This window comes from Prevotella aff. ruminicola Tc2-24, from assembly GCF_900110895.1.
Taxonomy (GTDB): Bacteria; Bacteroidota; Bacteroidia; order Bacteroidales; family Bacteroidaceae; genus Prevotella.
Genome location: NZ_FOIQ01000003.1, coordinates 52,168 through 69,545, shown reverse-complemented (window position 1 = coordinate 69,545; position 17,378 = coordinate 52,168). Strand labels below are relative to the sequence as shown.

17 protein-coding genes are annotated in these 17,378 nt (G+C 49.7%); 8 read left to right on the top strand and 9 right to left on the bottom strand.

Annotated features, from left to right (window positions below; translation table 11 throughout):
• Positions 1–40: 40 nt before the first annotated feature.
• The 3 genes from hemG to BMY63_RS06570 form a co-directional block, all read right to left on the bottom strand.
• Entirely contained in the window at positions 41–1,387 is a 1,347-nt protein-coding gene (gene hemG, locus BMY63_RS06580) for a protoporphyrinogen oxidase (RefSeq protein ID WP_091901474.1), read from the bottom strand.
• Positions 1,388–1,400: 13 nt separating this feature from the next.
• Positions 1,401–2,765: an oxygen-independent coproporphyrinogen III oxidase gene (hemN, locus tag BMY63_RS06575; RefSeq protein WP_091901476.1), complete on the bottom strand. Its 1,365-nt coding sequence runs from the start codon at positions 2,763–2,765 to the stop codon at positions 1,401–1,403.
• A gap of 82 nt (positions 2,766–2,847) precedes the next feature.
• Positions 2,848–3,552 carry a SprT-like domain-containing protein gene (locus tag BMY63_RS06570; RefSeq protein ID WP_176771108.1) on the bottom strand — a complete coding sequence of 235 codons (705 nt, stop codon included), beginning with the start codon at positions 3,550–3,552 and terminating at the stop codon, positions 2,848–2,850.
• A 66-nt stretch (positions 3,553–3,618) separates the two neighbouring features.
• Here BMY63_RS06570 and BMY63_RS06565 point away from each other — a divergent pair, with 66 nt between their 5' ends.
• A complete protein-coding gene (locus tag BMY63_RS06565) occupies positions 3,619–4,551 on the top strand; it encodes a cytochrome c biogenesis ResB family protein (RefSeq protein ID WP_256218962.1) in 933 nt (310 codons plus the stop codon).
• Between the two features lie 15 nt (positions 4,552–4,566).
• Complete coding sequence (ccsA, locus tag BMY63_RS06560) at positions 4,567–5,352, top strand: cytochrome c biogenesis protein CcsA (RefSeq protein WP_091915530.1); 786 nt, start codon at positions 4,567–4,569, stop codon at positions 5,350–5,352.
• 8 nt (positions 5,353–5,360) lie between these two features.
• Here ccsA and BMY63_RS06555 read toward each other — a convergent pair whose 3' ends face one another.
• Positions 5,361–7,493, bottom strand: coding sequence for an outer membrane beta-barrel protein (locus tag BMY63_RS06555; protein WP_091915528.1), 2,133 nt, complete (start codon positions 7,491–7,493; stop codon positions 5,361–5,363).
• A gap of 241 nt (positions 7,494–7,734) precedes the next feature.
• Here BMY63_RS06555 and BMY63_RS06550 point away from each other — a divergent pair, with 241 nt between their 5' ends.
• Together BMY63_RS06550 and BMY63_RS06545 are read left to right on the top strand one after the other, a co-directional pair.
• Entirely contained in the window at positions 7,735–8,118 is a 384-nt protein-coding gene (locus BMY63_RS06550; RefSeq protein ID WP_091901487.1) for a LytTR family DNA-binding domain-containing protein, read from the top strand.
• Entirely contained in the window at positions 8,115–8,621 is a 507-nt protein-coding gene (locus tag BMY63_RS06545) for a TonB family protein (RefSeq protein ID WP_091915526.1), read from the top strand. The genes BMY63_RS06550 and BMY63_RS06545 overlap by 4 nt, the downstream gene beginning before the upstream one ends.
• Before the next feature lie 63 nt (positions 8,622–8,684).
• On the opposite strand, the gene BMY63_RS06540 is transcribed toward BMY63_RS06545, so the two are convergent.
• Genes BMY63_RS06540 through BMY63_RS06530 form a run of 3 tightly spaced genes read right to left on the bottom strand, consistent with a single transcriptional unit; the run spans position 8,685 to position 11,255 of the window.
• Positions 8,685–9,182, bottom strand: a complete 498-nt coding sequence (locus BMY63_RS06540) for a dihydrofolate reductase (RefSeq protein WP_091915524.1) — start codon at positions 9,180–9,182, stop codon at positions 8,685–8,687.
• A 23-nt stretch (positions 9,183–9,205) separates the two neighbouring features.
• Positions 9,206–10,027 (bottom strand): thymidylate synthase, encoded by an 822-nt coding sequence (locus tag BMY63_RS06535; RefSeq protein WP_091915522.1) that lies wholly within the window; start codon positions 10,025–10,027, stop codon positions 9,206–9,208.
• Between the two features lie 19 nt (positions 10,028–10,046).
• On the bottom strand, positions 10,047–11,255 hold the full coding sequence (locus tag BMY63_RS06530; protein WP_091915520.1) for a methyltransferase RsmF C-terminal domain-like protein: 1,209 nt from the start codon (positions 11,253–11,255) through the stop codon (positions 10,047–10,049).
• Between the two features lie 109 nt (positions 11,256–11,364).
• On the opposite strand from BMY63_RS06530, the gene BMY63_RS06525 reads away from it, so the two are divergent.
• From BMY63_RS06525 to BMY63_RS06510, 4 genes are read left to right on the top strand one after another with little or no spacing between them, the layout of a single operon-like run.
• Entirely contained in the window at positions 11,365–12,051 is a 687-nt protein-coding gene (locus BMY63_RS06525; protein ID WP_091915518.1) for a DUF6249 domain-containing protein, read from the top strand.
• Positions 12,026–12,220 carry a PspC domain-containing protein gene (locus BMY63_RS06520; protein WP_091901502.1) on the top strand — a complete coding sequence of 65 codons (195 nt, stop codon included), beginning with the start codon at positions 12,026–12,028 and terminating at the stop codon, positions 12,218–12,220. Before BMY63_RS06525 ends, BMY63_RS06520 begins: the two co-directional genes overlap by 26 nt.
• 13 nt (positions 12,221–12,233) lie before the next feature.
• Positions 12,234–12,773: an RNA polymerase sigma factor gene (locus BMY63_RS06515; RefSeq protein ID WP_091901504.1), complete on the top strand. Its 540-nt coding sequence runs from the start codon at positions 12,234–12,236 to the stop codon at positions 12,771–12,773.
• Positions 12,763–13,146 (top strand): DUF5056 domain-containing protein, encoded by a 384-nt coding sequence (locus tag BMY63_RS06510; protein ID WP_177178400.1) that lies wholly within the window; start codon positions 12,763–12,765, stop codon positions 13,144–13,146. Before BMY63_RS06515 ends, BMY63_RS06510 begins: the two co-directional genes overlap by 11 nt.
• On the opposite strand, the gene porE is transcribed toward BMY63_RS06510, so the two are convergent.
• Together porE and BMY63_RS06500 are read right to left on the bottom strand one after the other, a co-directional pair.
• A complete protein-coding gene (porE, locus tag BMY63_RS06505; protein WP_091915515.1) occupies positions 13,058–15,130 on the bottom strand; it encodes a PorE family type IX secretion system protein in 2,073 nt (690 codons plus the stop codon). The genes BMY63_RS06510 and porE overlap by 89 nt on opposite strands.
• 29 nt (positions 15,131–15,159) lie before the next feature.
• Positions 15,160–17,232 carry a DNA topoisomerase 3 gene (locus tag BMY63_RS06500; RefSeq protein ID WP_091901510.1) on the bottom strand — a complete coding sequence of 691 codons (2,073 nt, stop codon included), beginning with the start codon at positions 17,230–17,232 and terminating at the stop codon, positions 15,160–15,162.
• Positions 17,233–17,378 lie beyond the last annotated feature (146 nt).

Sequence of the window (17,378 nt, the reverse complement as noted above, 5' to 3'; positions counted from 1 at the left end):
CAAACAAATCGCCCGTTTTTATTTTTTTAAGTCTGTGATTCTATCGTAAAGCTTCGGCCACCATCGCCCCTTGGTGGATACGGTTGGCCATGCCGATGCCGTCGCGCATGTTTCCTGCCAGTATCAGTCCTGGGTATCTGGTCTGTAGCTCTTCTATCCGTCTGAACCTTTCGCCGCTGTCGCTCCAGTATTGGGGAATGGCCCGTTCGTGGCGGAAGATACGGATGAGGTCGGGCTGCATGTCTGCCGGATATTTCAACATGGAGTGGAAAAGATCCAGTACTGTCTCACGGATTTCATCGTCGCTCTTCTGCATATCATCAGCATGACGGGTACCACCGATAAAATAGGAATAGAGTGCTCCCCCCTCAGGGGCACGCCCCTCGAAGCACTCGGATGGGAAGAGGATGCCCAGTACCGGCTTCTGCTCCTTGCTTGGCACAAGACCACCGAAGGCAGGAAAGACGTGGTTTTGGGTATCCCGTATGCCTACGCATACCTGAATCACAGGCGCGTAGTACAGACGACTGATTGGCTGCATCTGTTCTTCGGGAATGAAAGGAAGCAACGCAGGGAGGGCGTAGGCGCCGACCGTGGTGACCACCTGTCGACATCTGATCTCTTCCATGCCGTTGAAGGTGACACGCCATGTGCCATCGTCAGTGGGATTGACCTTGACATCTTGTGCACTCGTGATGATGTCGAGTCCTTTGGCTATCGCTTCAACCATCTGTGTGAGGCCACCTGCGGCAGAGAACACTTTCTTTGTAGCCAAACGGTCGCGATCTGTCTTTGGCTCCTTGGCCTTGGCAATGGCTCCGCGGATAAAACTGCCATAGTTGGCTTCCAGGTTATAGAGCTTTGGCATGGCATAGCGGGTGGTAAGTCGCATCGGGTCGCCAGCATAGACTCCGGAGATGAACGGGTCGATGGCATATTCATAGAACGACTTCCCCAGACGGCGTTGTGCCAAGGCTCCTACTGATTCGTCGGGGTTGTCACCCTGTTTGCGCCAAGGTTCACCGAGAATGCGTATCTTGTCCGATAGACGGAAAAGGGGTGTGGTCACAGCCTCCACTGGTCCTGAAGGTAGGGCATGGAAACGGTTACCCTTCCATATCAGGCGTCGTTTCGACGACTCTCGGGCAATCTCCAGTTGACAGTCGCCCAGGTCGTCGAATAGTTCTCTTACCTCGGGGAAGGAAACCACTCCCGTGTTGGGGCCGCTCTCAAAGACAAACCCCTTCTCGCTATATGTGCGTATCTGTCCGCCTATGCGATTCTCTTTCTCTATGACGAGCACATCCCGTCCCTGTTTCCTCAGGTGGTATGCTGTCGTGAGACCTGTTAGTCCGGCACCGATAACGACAATATCTCTGTTTTGCATTTTCTTTCGTTGTTTATATGGGGTTGGAAAAACTCTTGTCTGTATGTTGCATCAACGGGTCGAGGGCGGCAGCCACACAGCGCACGAAGGGACGCCCTTCACTGTTGACGACGATGTTGTCGCCGTCGAGCGTGAGCAGACCGTCGTCGGCCATCTCCTTCAGGAGAGCCTCATCGTAGTGACAGGCCTCTCGTAACTGTGTAACGGGCGTACCAGTCCTCTGTGCCACGTTATTCCAGTCGATAGCGTAGTTGCACATCAGGGTCTCAATCACCTCGCGCACCAATTTCTGTTGTGTCGATAGTCGATAGCCCCGTTGGGTGTAAAGTTCCCCTTTACGGATGTTTTCGATATATTCTTTGATGTCGCGTCCGTTCTGTGCATAGGCATCGTCTAATTGACTAATGCCCGTCACGCCGAAAGCATAGACTTGAGCCGTGGTGCGTCGGGTGCAATAGCCTTGGAAGTTACGATGCAGTTGTCCTGTCCGCAAGGCGACGGCTAGCTCATCTTCCGGTAATACAAAGTGATCCAGTCCGATACGTTCGTAACCATTGGCTGTCAGAATCTCCGAGGCTGTGTCGTACATATGATTCTTCTCCTCAGTTGCAGGCAGTCCTACACGGTCGAGTATCTGCTGACGCGGGAAGAGCTTAGGCATGTGGGCGTAGGAGAAGGTCACCAGTCGGTCAGGGCGCAGCAAAGATGCCTGTTCGATGGTTTGGCGGAACGTATCGAGCGTCTGTAAAGGCAGACCGTAGATGAAGTCTAGGTTTACGGTAGCCCCCGAAGTCCGTAGTATCTTTAGGATATCAACAACCGGCAGTAATGAAGGACGACGGTTCACAGCCTTCAAAACCTCTTCTCGTAGATCTTGAATACCGATGCTATAGCGAGTAAAACCGCATGTGGTGAGTTGTTGCCAGTCGTCGACAGTCAGGTAGCCGGGATGGCACTCAATGGCTATCTCGGGCTTCTCTATTGTCGGAGCGATGGAGAGCAAATGCTCGTTCAGTTCCCGTATCATCGGAATGGGAATTGATGTAGGGCTACCTCCGCCATAGTGTATCTGTGCGATCTTTCTGTGGCAGTCGATATGACGAGTCACGAGGTCTATTTCTCTATGTAATGCTTCAACATAGGCCTTGACTGTCTCAGGCTTCCCTGCCGGATAGGAATTGCATCCGCAGTAGTGGCAGAGGTGTCTGCAGAATGGGATATGGAGATAGAACGATATATGGTTCTGTGGCGCATGGTCCGATGCCTCTACGGCCTCCAGATAGTCTTTTCCGTCGAAGGCACCGAAGTAGTTGGCTGGCGGATAACTGGTGTACCGAGGGGCAGGACGGTTGTATTTCTTGATAATATCAGGATGCATGACGTTTCTTTGTCTTATAAAGCGTTTGTGCTTTTTTGCGACTGCAAAGGTATTGCTATTCTTTCTAGTGCGCAATCCTCATTTATGTGGATTTTGTGTATTCACTAACTCTCGTTTTCGCCACCATGACCTTACCGGATTGTCTTATTAGTGGCTTGGCATCCTTCAGATGTTCCTTCAGCGTCTTTTCCTCGATACGATAGATCTTAGGAGTCAGTGCCCGAGGGAAACGATTGAAGAACGGGTCGTAGGAGAGGAACCAAACTGTTGCCATCACCTTTGGAAAGTGGGGCATCAGATCCCAAAGACTGAATAGTCGGCTCTTGGCGGCGATAGTGATACCCTGCTCGCCAGTATCGAAAGTCGACACACATATCAGGTGTGTACGCCGTTGGGTGTCTTGTTCTTGTTCTGCTTTCGTTTTCCGGTGTGAGATGTTGATATGCCGACCATAGCGTTTATTAATGTCTGCCATCATCTGCCTGAACAGTCGTCCGTGTGTTGAGGTGTCCTTCTGCTGCCGTGAGGCAATGGCGAGGTGTATCATCTCGTGCAACAGCGTATCTATCACCTCCTCTTCCGGTAGGTCGATCCTCACGCTGATACGGAGTACGAAGCCATAGTTCTCCCAGCCTCGTAGCAGTCTCCGCCTTCGCTTGAAGCCCAGTTGTCCGAGGTATGTACGTGCCCGACTCATCTGTATAGCTACCTCTGGCAGTTCCCCGTCGAAGCACAGGTTGTTCAGTTCTTCGTATTTCCGCTCAATATACTCTTTCGTGGGTCTCATATCGTCTACAAAGATACACATATATTTTGGAATTCTGATCAAATCTTTGTATCTTTGCAGACAAGAATGAAATTAAGTATGTGGAAAAAACCTTGGACAATGAAGGAGGGCTTCCTCATTGGAGGCGGTCTGGTTGTCATCGGACTGATGGTGCAGTTGTGCTTTGGGGCAGTGCCATGGTCAGCAATCGCATGGCCTTTGAACGGACTACTGTTCGGTGCATTGCTCGCACTGACGGTCATTGCCTTCCTGATGCGGAAACGGATATATGTTATACGCTTTCTGGCGTCGTATATGGCAGCGATACCCGTACTGGTGTATGCTGTGGTGTTGACGATTGTCATGGGATTGACACGGCAGCAGTCGGGCTTAGACATGAATAGCGAAGGCACGTGGCTGAACGATATGCTGGCATTCTGGCCTTTTGTGCTGATATATGTGCTGATGGCGGTTATACTGGCATTGGTGATACTCCGTCGACTTGCGCATTTGAGTAGTTGGCGCCGCGATATACCATTTGTGATGAACCACTTGGGATTGTTCCTCGCCATGACGACGGCCACGTTAGGGAATGCGGATATGCAACGTTTGAAGATGGTGGCGGCAGTTGGCATACCAGAATGGCGGGCCCTGGCTGTCAATGGGACCATACAACGACTACCGATGACCATCGAACTGAAACGGTTTATCATGGAGACCTACGATGACGGATCGGCCAAACGCTATGCCTCGGAGGTGCTGATTAGAAAAGCATCAGGAGAGACCGTTGAGACGACGATAGACGTGAACAGGCCCGTGGAGATAGAGGGGTGGAAGATCTACCAATATGGTTACGACACAGAAATGGGTGCCCAGAGTCATATCTCAATTCTCGAACTGGTGAGCGACCCTTGGTTGCCCTTCGTTTATGTGGGCATCTATATGATGCTAGGCGGTGCCGTGTGTCTGTTTGTCTTTGGTGGTAGAAGAGGGAAGACGAATGGTGAGGTGATAAATTAGAAAGGAGGCCATGCAATGGATTGGAGCTATTTTATATATTTTGCGGTAGTTGCAGTGCTGCTATGGGGCGTGGGTGCCTGGGCAGCGTGGAAGAACAAAAGTGCAGCGGCCTATGGAGCAACGCTTGCCGGACTGCTGGTTTTCTTTTGTTTCATTGTATCGATGTGGGTATCACTAGAGCGTCCGCCACTGCGTACGATGGGTGAGACACGCCTCTGGTATTCGTTCTTTCTGCCCTTGGTGGGGTGCATCGTCTACAGCCGTTGGAAGTATAAATGGATTCTGTCGTTCTCGACAGTTCTCGCCATGGTGTTCATCTGTGTGAACCTCTTCAAACCCGAGATACACTCGAAGACTCTGATGCCTGCGCTGCAGAGTCCGTGGTTTGCACCTCATGTTATCGTGTATATGTTCGCCTATGCCGTGCTGGGTGCTGCCACAGTGATGGCTCTCTATATGCTCTTTATCAAACGGTTGACTGTCACGGAGCAAGAGTACGAGATTACTGACAATCTGGTGTATGTAGGACTGGCCTTCATGACCTTTGGTATGCTCTTCGGAGCTCTATGGGCGAAGGAGGCGTGGGGGCACTATTGGTCGTGGGATCCCAAGGAAACATGGGCTGCCATTACTTGGTTCTCGTACCTTATATATATACACTACCGCCGACTGCCCAAGCACAACGCACGATTGGCGCTCTGGGTGCTACTGCTCTCGTTCGTGCTTCTGCAGATGTGCTGGTGGGGTATTAACTACCTGCCCGCTGCCCAAGGGACCTCAGTACACACCTACGGAGCGTAGTCTGTGTCTTATAAACCGAATCGTGAGGTGTCAACAGAGGTTTTCTTGTGACCTTTGTAACCGTTGAAGGTGTAGCGGACAGTGAGCGCGAATGACTGCATGTCGACATCGTTGCAGAATGCATATCTCATCTTGCCGACGTCGCACCTGGTCTTCATTCGATAGGTGCCGAAGAGGTCTTCGCCCTTCAAAGAGAGCGAAAGACCTTCGACGGGGGGCGTCCAGGTGATACCTGCCGAGGCGGCGTACATTGCTAGTACATCGTAGTAGCCTTGGATGGCAGGGCACTGATACCACCCAGATAGCTCAAGATTGAACTTTTTATTAAAGAGAGAGAGATGATTGTTAACCCTGAATATCGAGGTGACCTTGCTTTTTGAGAATGAGATGGCGTCGTCGATATGTCCGCTTTGGTGCATGTCGAAGGCCATGACCGTGAATTGTGTCTGGAAGGTCTTGGTCCAGTCGACAGGAGTGACAGCCATGAGTCCGTAGCGATAGTCACGATTAAGGTTGAAATACTTGTAGACGGCATGTAGTTCACTATCACTGAGAACCATCGACTGGGTGAAATGGTCGGGACTGGTCTCGGCAAACATACCGAAGATATATTTTGATTTGATAATATAGTTCAGGTTACAGCTATATTTCACGTAGGGTTTTAGTGAGGTGTTACCATCGCTCACGCAGTAGGCGTTGATGTAGGTACGATTGGCTGCCGTGGTCCAGTAGGAGGGATAGTACTTCTCACTGTTGACGGTTAGTTGGACGACATGTCGAGATCGTGGACGGTAGACGAGGGTGAGAGAGGGATAGAGGTGCCATTGCTCCCATAGGGTGCACTCTGAGGTGCCGTCCTTGTTATATGACGAGTGGAAGTACTCGCCTTCGAGTGAGAGGTTCAGGAAACCTTTCTTACCCAGCGGTTGACGGTAGCCCAGATAGGCCGAACCCGACTGCTCTTTCTGCTCGAATTGGGAAGACCCGTCTGTGAAATCCCTGGTAAGATAGATGTCCTTGTCGTTTGTAGTGGTAGAGATGTCGCCTCTGAAGCCGAAGTTGATGTGACCTCCCAGACAACGGATCTGATGGTCGAGGTAGACACCACACTTAGTAACATGTTGTCTGTAACAGCCGTCGAGACTGCTTTCGTACGATTCGGAGAGAGTCTGACGCTCCTTCTCGTTGTAGAACGTGGCATTGATACCCACTTCCAACTCATTGCTGTTAAAGGATACTTTCAGGTTGTGTAGCCACGAAGGACTCTTGGTATGAGTGCCGCTCGGGTAGGGTGCTCCATCGAACAAGGTCAGGGCCGTTGAACTGACCTTAGGATGCTCCTCCTGTAACACATAGGAGAGGGAGAGTGATGATTTCTCGTTCAGTGTGATATCGCCATCGGCATACATATTGTTATCGAATGATCTGATTCTTCGTCTGTCTGCCTGATGCACATCATATGTATGTCCTTTCAGAAGGTGACTGGCATCAAGTTCCATCTTTCTGATCAGATTGTCGTAGGAACCGGTGTAACCCATGTTGGCTGACCATCTCGCCGACGAGAGACTCAGGTTAATGCCGCTGTTCGCACTTGTATAAGTCGCTTGATCGAGTCCTCCATAGATATCACCTTTCATTTCAAGGGTGTGGGAACGAGCCTTGGTGAGTACGATATTCACAGAAGCCCCTCTGACCCCAAAGCGACGTGGCGTATTGTAATACACATCAATGTTAGCTACCCTTTCTGGTGGAAGTGAGGAGAGGTAGTTTCGAAGTTGTTCCTCGGACATGCCACTTTTCTTGCCGTTGATGAGAATGCAGAATGATGTGGCACCAATGATGGCATATTGGTTGCCTGTCCTTTGCAGGGTCGGTATCTCATCGAGCATGTCGAGCGCGTTCCTGACGGGACGATTCTTGATCAATAGACGACCGCTGTATCGCAAGGCACCATTCTCGTTAACTCGCATAGGCAGTCGTCCCATGACAGTGACTCCCTTCAACTCATGAGCCGATCTGTCGAGAGTCACAGTACTGACAGAGTCGTTAGCAACTTCTGTATCGTTCACCCTCTTTTCCGGAGCCTGGGCAAACGACGCAGTGGAAATACCAATAATCAATAATAGGTGTAATCGTTTCATGGGGACAAAGATAAGTAGGAAATCATGAAATGACGAAAAAATAGTAACGCGTTTCACAATGTCCCTCAGTCAGTTCATAAAATGACGGAAAACGCGGGAAAGGGGGTTGCCAGACGATCGGATGTCGTACCAAACTGATGATTTGTGAAGTGAAATACATATTTCGTGAAATAGAGGAATGATTATAGGCCGATTATTTGGAGAAAATATGTATATTTGCAGCATCATATGAGAAAAGAGCATGGATTTCAAATATTTGATACTGTCGAACAGCAATGTTCTTGTGAGAGTCGCCGTTCCTGATGTCGCGTACATATCTTCGGATGGTAGCTATTCTACGATGGTATTGACTGATGGGCGCAAGCATGTCTTCTCTTTCAACTTGTCGACTTTCGAGAAGTTGCTGGAGAGTCAGCTCGGGCTGGAATCGCAGATCTTTATTCGTCTGGGGAAGAGCTTGATCATCAATAGTAATTACATCTATTGTATAAACATTCCATCACAGGAACTGATTCTTTCGAGCGATAAGATGGCGGAGGGGTTCACACTCAACGCATCGCGCGATGCTCTTAAGTCGTTAAAATCAATGATTGAGGAAAACGTTAAAAGCAGAAGGTTACTATGAAGAATTATGAGAATGACGTCTATGTGATTGGCGGAAAGAAACGTGTGGCGTGGCTTAGGTATGCCATCATAGTTTTGTGTATCGCTGTAGGTGTCATCCTTATAGGATGGTTCACACGAGATAGTCAGGAGAAGAGCGGTCAGGTTACACAGGAGTTGAAGGCTATCGAGGTGCTGCCTGAGAATGTCATGTCGCCCAAATTCGATGGGCAGTATGACTTTAGTGAGTTCCTAAAATGGGTATCGTCCAACCTCGAGTATCCTCAAGGTTTAGAGACGATGGATGCCGAGGTGAAAGTGTCTTTTGTTGTCACCAAGGAAGGGCATCTCGCTGACATTATGATTGTGTCGGAATCGGCGCAGAAAGAGTTTGGCCAACAAGTGGTTAAGCTCCTGAAGAAATGCCCAAAGTGGGATCCTGCCCGCATGGCCGATGGTACACCAGCGAGTATCAGCTATACGTTACCGGTGAAATTCAGAGCACAGAACGCAGTGAACGAGTAATCGCTTATACGATACCCGACAGGATGAGGTGATTGATGGCGGCTGTATTGACGATGGTTCCGATCATTTCCTGATGTAGTCGACAAATGCGTAGCGATGAGCATGTCGCTCGTCGGTCTCGTGATTCTCGCGCCATGTTTCCTTCCAGTCATCCTTATATGAAGGGAAGAAAGTATCGGCCTCTGCCGGGGTGTCGTCGACTTCTGTTAGACAAAGACGATCGGCTATGGGCATGGCCTGACGATAAACGCTGGCACCGCCGATGATGTAGATATCCTCATCGGCTGCGCAGTGTTTGAGAGCTTCCTCGAGCGATGCGAAAGTCTCGCAGCCAGGAGGATTGGGAAATTCCCCCGAGCGATATTGACGGCTGAGGACGATGTTACGACGATTGGGGAGGGCGCCTTTGGGGAGCGAGAGATACGTGTTACGTCCCATGATGATGGTGTGCCCTGTGGTGAGCGACTTAAAACGCTTCATGTCGTTGGGCAACCAATAGATCAACTTGTTCTTAAATCCGATGGCTCGATTACGAGCCACATTTGCTATAATGGAAATCATAACTATTCACGATAAATTTTGGGCTATACAGAAACGTCTGCCTTAATATGTGGGTGAGGATCGTAACCAATGAGTTCGAAATCCTCGTATTGGAAATCAAAAAGTGACTTCACGTCAGGATTGATCTTCATCGTAGGCAATTGTCGCGGCTCACGAGTGAGTTGGAGGCGGGCCTGTTCGATATGGTTCAGGTAGAGATGGGTGTCGCCTGTGGTGTGGATGAAGTCGCCCACCTGATAACCTGTCACCTGTGCCATCATCTGTAACAGAAGGGCGTACGAGGCAATGTTAAACGGTACACCGAGGAACGTGTCGGCTGAACGCTGATAGAGTTGGAGCGACAGACGACGTGTGTTCCTTCCTTCGGAGTCGGTGATGGGACTGGTATAGAACTGGAAGATGGTGTGACAGGGCGGCAGGGCCATCTTGTTAACCTCGGCCACGTTCCAGGCAGAGACAATCATACGACGAGAGTCGGGGTTGTTCCTCAATTGATCCAATACATATTGTATTTGGTCGATGGTACCACCATTATAGTCGGGCCATGAGCGCCATTGGTGTCCATATACAGGTCCGAGTTCGCCGTTCTCGTCGGCCCATTCGTTCCAGATGCGTACGCCATGCTCCTGCAGATACTTTACATTAGTATCGCCTTTGAGGAACCATAGCAGTTCGTAGATGATACTTTTCAGATGTAGTTTCTTCGTGGTGAGTAAGGGGAACCCATCGCTGAGATTGTAACGGCTCTGAGTGCCAAAAATGCTGATGGTACCAGTGCCAGTACGGTCACCTTTCTCTGTACCTTCAGTGAGGATGCGGTTAAGAATGTCGAGATATTGCTTCATTTATATTGAACATTGAAGATTAAGATCGTAGAATGTCTGGTGGGGTTGAGGGTAGATGAGTGGTCTTGATGCGCCATGGTTTCGGATAGAGATTGTTGGCGCGATTACCAATATTCTTCATAGGTCCGAGAGGGATGCCTTTGTAGGTCGTGGTGATGAGGCCACGTGGAGTGTCTGGGGGAAGCACGAGCGCTTCGCCGCGGAGGTATTGAAGTGCCTCGCCATAGGAAAGTTCCACTTGTGGGAAATGGCCCTGAGGCATGTCGGGCGTGAGAACCTTCAGTTTAGAGTGGATAGTGGATAGTGGATGGTTATGATTACTTTTATAGGCTGTTTTCTTGTGCAGGGCACAGATGAACAGTCCTTCACCGCGGGTGATGCCAGGGATGAAACGGTAGACAGGTTCGTCGAAACCATCGAGCAATGAGCCCGTGATATGCCATTCCGGTTGGATGGTGACAGGAAGAATCTCTGCGTCCAACTCTTCCTGCATCCAGCGCACGTTCTCCTCGTTTTCTTTTGTGTTAAAAGTACAGGTACTATAGATGAGAAGTCCGCCTGGTCGCAGACAGGTCCATGCGTCGGAGACAATCTCACGTTGCAGATGCCAGCATTTCTCGACGTTCTGCACACTCCACTCGCTGATGGTTGTGGGGTCTTTTCGGAACATACCCTCACCTGAGCATGGCACATCGCAGAGGATGACATCGAAGAGGGTCTTGGCTTTCCGGAAGTCATGCGGATAGTTGTTGGTGACGATACAATCCGTCCATCCCCATTTTGTGATGTTCTCCAGAAGAATCTGGGCACGCGTGGCCATGGGCTCGTTGCTGACAAGCATACTGCCTTCAGGAAGGACACTACGAGCTGCTGTCGATTTTCCTCCTGGAGCTGCACAGAGGTCGAGCATCGTTACTGGACTCTTGACGAACTGTCGAAGGATATGAGTGACAAACATCGACGAGGCCTCCTGTACATAATAGCAGCCTGCATGGAGAAGAGGATCGAAGGTAAACTGCGGACGCCCTGCGAGGTAGAACCCCTCTGGGCACCAAGGCACACATTCGTATGGAGGGTTGGGACATGAAAGCTCAGATGAGCACTTCTTTGGGTTGAGACGGATGCTCGTGGGAGCCTCCTCGTCGAAAGCCTCCATGAAACGGTTGAAGCGCTCATCGCCCATCACCAATCTTGTCTGACGCAAAAAATCCTCTGGTAATTTTGTCATTTGCTTGCAAAATTAAAAAAATTATGCGAACTTTGCGCATAAAAGTGCAACTTATTATCTTCTTGCAACGTCAAATAGGTGTAAATGTCATAAAAGGGAAAGAAAAGATATGAAAAAGTATTTGATCGCAATCGCCATGGTGCTCACGCTTAGCATGAATGCTAATGCAGCAGCACAGAAGCACCGCCATACTCCGCGTACGGAGCAGGTGGACTCAACTAAGAAAGATCAGCCCGCCATCGAGGCCTACTCTGACACGGCAAACGCCAAGAGTGCTGAGGATGCTGAGGATGATAAGTACATCACGCACCGCCACGTCTACGCTGATGACGATTTCCCTGGAAGTTACTTCTCTGGGATGGGACGTGATGAGATCTTTGGCATGGGCTTCGTCGTGCTGATAGTCCTGTTAACTTGCGTGGTTGCCCCGATAGGTATTATCATCGCAATCTTCTACTTCGTGAACAAAAACCGTCGTGAGAGATACAGATTAGCTCAGATGGCCATGCAGAACGGGCAGCCCATTCCCGACGATATCCTAAAGAAAGAAAAGGACGATTGGGACAGCAATACATATCAGGCTGGACTGAGGCAGATGTTTACGGGTGTCGGACTCGCCATCTTCCTGGGGATTATCATGGGTAAGCTTGGTTTTGGTATCGGAGCCTTGGTGTTCTTCATCGGACTGGGTAAATGGATTGTGGCCCGTCAGGATAAGAAAGGTGACCCACGAAATAGTCAGTTTTATAACAATTTAAATACGCGCGACAATGAACAAAAGACTGATGCGCTCTAATGACAGAGTGATAGCAGGTGTTTGCGGTGGCATCGCTGAGTACTTGGACTTCGATCCGGTAATGGTACGAGTTGCATACGCGTTTCTCACACTCTTTACAGCTTTCTGTGGAGTCATCTTCTACATCGTGCTGTGGATTGTGATGCCTGAGAGAAGTTTGGTTAGTTGATAATAATAGATTGATGGCAGAACTCAGTGACATCTCTCTTGTAACGCAGGTGGCGGTATTCCATAACAAGCGGGCCTTTGATCAGCTTGTGAGGAAGTATCAGTCACCTGTGCGTCGGTTCTTTTTGAACCAGACGTTGGGAGACGAACAACTGAGCGACGACCTGGCGCAGGAGACCTTCATTAAGGCCTATGTGAACATTACGAAGTTCCGTGGCATGGCAAGTTTCTCCACATGGCTCTTCCGAATTGCATATAATGTGCATTATGACTATGTGAGATCTTTGCGTCAGACAGACGATATAGATACTTCAAGAGCTGTAAAAAACTCATCCGTCTCGAGCGATGAAAACCTGAAGATGGATCTGTATAAGGCGTTATCGTTGCTGAAGCCTGATGAACGAACCTGTATCACTCTTCAACTGATTGACGGTCATCAGATCGACAAGATTGCGGAGATAACAGGTATTCCAGAGAATACGGTGAAATCGCATCTGAGACGAGGAAAAGAAAAAATGGTGAATTATTTAAAGCAGAATGGGTATGACAGATAAAGAGAAGATCATGTTAGAGGATTTCTTCAAGCAGGCTGCTCAGCAGCAGATTGAGGATCGTGGCTTCACGGAGCGGGTAATGCAGAACCTGCCGGAACGTAGGGTGGAGCAGGTACGCAGACTTTCTAGGCTGTGGACGATATTCTGTGGTGTTGTGGGTGTCGCAATGTTCTTCTTGCTGGGAGGTTGGCAGGTCGTACAGGGGTGGTTCTTGGCTGCTGTGCGTATGACAATCGGATGGTTTGAGATATTCATGGTAACAGCTCCGACGACAGAGATATCCATTAATCCTTGGGTGGTTCTGTTGGTGTTGGTTTTCGTAATATTTTTCCTTCCTTATCAAACAGCCCGTAGGTTGTCCTCAGCACTATAAACTCTGTACGCCGGTTTAACTGGTGACATAATTCCTGCCGTTCCTCAGAGAGTGTGGCGATTAAAGACTCTGTCAGCACGTCGCCCTCTTTGAGGAACGGATATTTTTCTGCAGTCTTCCGTTTGATTTGCTTAGGCTTACCCTCTCCATAACCTTTGGGGGTGAGCCGATCGGCTGCAATGCCATGTTCAATCAGGTAAGCGACAACACTCTCTGCTCGTCGTTGGGAAAGTCGTTCGTTATAGACCTCGGAACCTCGGCAATCTGTATGGGCAGAAAGCTCGATGGTGATATTGGGGTTCTCGTTTAGAAGACGAACCAACTCGTCGAGGGCTGTCGCAGACTCAGGACGTAATGTCGCCTTATCGAAATCGTAGAAGATATTCTCTATCAGCACAGGGGCGGAGATGTTGGCCAAGGGGAATTGTAATACGTACTCTTTAGACGCTTTGGCGGGTTCGACGTACAACTGCTCCTGATGGTTTAGGAATCCCTTACAGGTGGCGAGCAGCACATAGTCTGTGCCAGCTTTCACCTCTTGTGTGAACGATCCGTCACCACGGACGTTGAGTTTGAGGTTCGTGCCGTCATTGCCTACCATATAGACCTGTGCGGCTGGCAACTCGTAACCATCCTGTTCGTAGACCCAGCCCTTCACCGTCTGTATAATCTCAGGATCGTAGAAGCTGTAGATATGATCGTAGCCGCGTGTGTCGCCACGATTGGAACAGAAGAATCCTTGGTTCAGGCGTCCTTCGAAGGTCATGCCGAAATCATCGCCTTGGGAATTCAGAGGAAATCCAGGATGGCTTAGTTGATTGTTATCAGTAAGTAATTGGAGGTCCTGATTTGTGATAAAAAATATATCGAGACCGCCAAGACCAGGATGACCATTACTTGAAAAATACAGGTCTCCATTGGGACGGAATGTAGGGAACATCTCGTCGCCAGGGGTGTTAATGACATCCCCGAGATTTTCCACACTGCCCACCTCTCTGTCACTAACCAGTCGACAGCGCCAGATGTCAAGCCCCCCCATGCCGCCAGGCATATCGCTGACGAAGTAGAGCCACTTGCCATCTGGCGAGACCGCAGGGTGGGCGAAGCTCGATAAGGTATCTTTCGAGATTAGAAGTTCTATGGGCTTGCTCCATGCCGCGTCGTTCCGGTTGGATACCATGATGGTTGCATACCGAGGGGCGTTGGGGTCCGTCTTGCATTGCGTTAGGTACATCGTCTTGCCATCGGGTGACAGACAACAAGCGCCCTCGTCAAACGTGGAGTTCAATTCGGAGTCGATGCTTTGTGGTTTTCCCCATCTGCCCTTGTCGTCTTTCTGAGAGCGGAAAATATCTGGCGCTTTCGTTCCTGTGATGCCACTGTGGTCATCACCTTTCGCCTGATTACGCGTGGATGTGAAAAAGAGTTGGTCGTAATCATCGCCTCCGAGTACAGGCGAATAGTCGGCACGGCGGGAGTTGAACACATCCATCCGTTTCACGGTGTAGGTGGAGCCCTCCTTTCGCCAGACAGGCGCTGATTGTGCCGATGATAGTCCGTTCTTGGCCAGGACGAACGCATCATCCATATGACCCGCCGTTTTTGATTTCAGACTGTCGATTGCAGTTAGGAAGTGTTTCTCGGCCTCTTTGTAGTTACCGTTTCTCATATATAACTGTCCGAGGTAGAGGTGGGTCAGGGAGTCTGCCTGTTTGTAGCGTACCACATTGTTATAGGCCGTGATGGCTTTGTTGGTGAAGTTGATGCGCCTGTAGCACTCAGCCATCTTCTTTGCTCGCTGACCACGTAGGGCGCGCTTTTTCGCTGGTGTCTGAGTATATGCCTTCCGATACTGTTCTGCAGCATCATAATACTCACCGATGGCAAAGAATTTATCACCGTTTCTCATAGCCAGATCTGCTCCGCAACTGCTAAACAGTACGGAGAGATAGGAGATGTATAGTAGGATGATTTTTTTTCGCATACCTTACATAAAACGCAAAAACGGGCGCTTTATTGTTTGAAAGGTACGCGGTAGGTGCATCCTTCTTGCCAGCGTGAGCAACCATAGGCGGTTTTGCCCTTGATGATATGGCCTTTGCCACAGAGTGGACAAAGTGCTCCTACCTCTACGGCTTCCTCAGAAGAAAGGGCGGAGGTGGTGGCGGTGGACTTAGGAGAGTTTTTAGGGGAGGCTGGTGATTTGATTTTCTTAAGCTCCGCGTCGGAGAGGACAGTAATACGGCGGTTGGAGGTGTCTTTCATCACCTGACTGACAATCTCTGACACTTGTTGCTTTAGTTCTTCAATAAACTGCTGGGCGTCGTATGTCTTATGTTCGATATCGCGTAGCTTTTTTTCCCAGATACCTGTGAGTTCGCAACTCTTCAGGAGTTCTTCACGGATAAGGTCAATGAGTTCGATGCCTGTTGGGGTGGCGATAAGACGTTTTCGATCACGTTTGATGTAACGGCGCTTGAAGAGCGTCTCAATAATAGAGGCACGCGAGGAAGGACGACCGATACCGTTTTCCTTCATGGCTGCACGTAACGTCTCGTCCTCTACGAACTTGCCGGCTGTCTCCATCGCACGCAGCAGGGACGCTTCATTATAATACGCAGGTGGCGTAGTCCATTTCTCCGTGAGGGTGGGCTGATGTTCGCCAGACTCGCCTTTGACGAAGGTGGGAAGCGTCTCTCCCGATTTTTCCGAAGTAGAGGATGAACTGTCGCTCTCAGAATCAGTGGCGTTTTCTCCTCCCTCAGGGGAAGAGGAGAGGGTCACCCTCCAACCTGGATCAAGAATTTCCTTGCCAGTGACTTTAAACTCTATATCCTCGTCTCCATGGACTACACCTAGGACGGTGGTCGTGGAGAACTTACAGTCGGGAAGAAATACGGCGATGAACCGACGTGCCACGAGATCGAACACCTTCTGTTCGGCATCGCTGAGCCCCTGTGGGATGACTCCTGTAGGGATGATAGCATGGTGGTCTGTTACCTTCGAGGTGTCGAAAACACGCTTACTTTTCTTCAGTTGTTTGCCACCAATAGTCTTGATGTACTCCGCATAGGGCGCTATACCAGCAAATTTTACCTGATACAACCCATTGAGCGTTTGGGGACACTTAGGATAGATGTCGTCGGAGAGGTACTGCGTATCCACACGCGGATAAGTGGTGTATTTCTTCTCGTAGAGACTCTGGATGGTGTTAAGCGTCATTTCGGCCGAATAGCCGAACTTACGATTACAGTCAACCTGCAGTGAGGTAAGGTCGTAGAGTTGTGGCGGCTGTTCCTTGCCAGCTTTCTTCTCCACCTTCGTGACGGTAAAGGGCTTACCCTCGATGGTTGTGAAGGCCTTTTCACCTTCCTCTTTCGAGGTGAACTTTCCTTTCGTCGCCGTGAAGGTTGTGTCACGATAGACGGTAGCCAACACCCAATAGGGCTCAGGCTTGAAGTTCTCTATCTCCTTCTGACGGTTCACAATCAGGGCTAGGGTTGGAGTCTGTACGCGGCCTATCGAGAGAACCTGACGGTCTCGTCCATATTTTAGCGTGTAGAGTCGTGTGGCGTTCATGCCAAGAAGCCAGTCGCCAATGGCGCGTGAGAGTCCTGCAAGGTAAAGCGGCTGGTAGTCGGCCTGATCTTTTAGGTTGGCGAAACCTTCACGGATAGCCTCATCGGTCATCGATGATATCCATAATCGTTTCACAGGACAAGTGGCTTTCGCTTTCTGCATCACCCAGCGCTGGATGAGTTCTCCCTCCTGACCGGCGTCGCCACAGTTGACGATGCCGTCGGCCTCCTGCATCAGTCGTTCGATGATGTTAAACTGTTTCTCGATGCCTTTATCGTTGATCAGCTTGATGCCAAAACGCTGTGGAATCATCGGCAACTGTGTCAATGCCCATGACTTCCATGCCGGTGTGTAATCGCCAGGCTCCTTCAGCGTGCATAGGTGTCCGAATGTCCAGGTCACCTGATAGCCATTGCCCTCCATATAGCCGTCGTGTGAGCTGTTGGCTCCCAGGATGCGTGCAATATCACGAGCAACGCTTGGCTTCTCTGCAATACATACTATCATTTGTTTCGTATTTGTTTTGGGATAAAAGATTCCTCTTATCAGAGCGCAAAGTTACTATTTTTTTTCTATATTCTGCTTTTTGTATGAGAATTGTTTGGCAGTTTATAGGGAAAGTCGTAACTTTGTAACTGATATTAACCATCAAA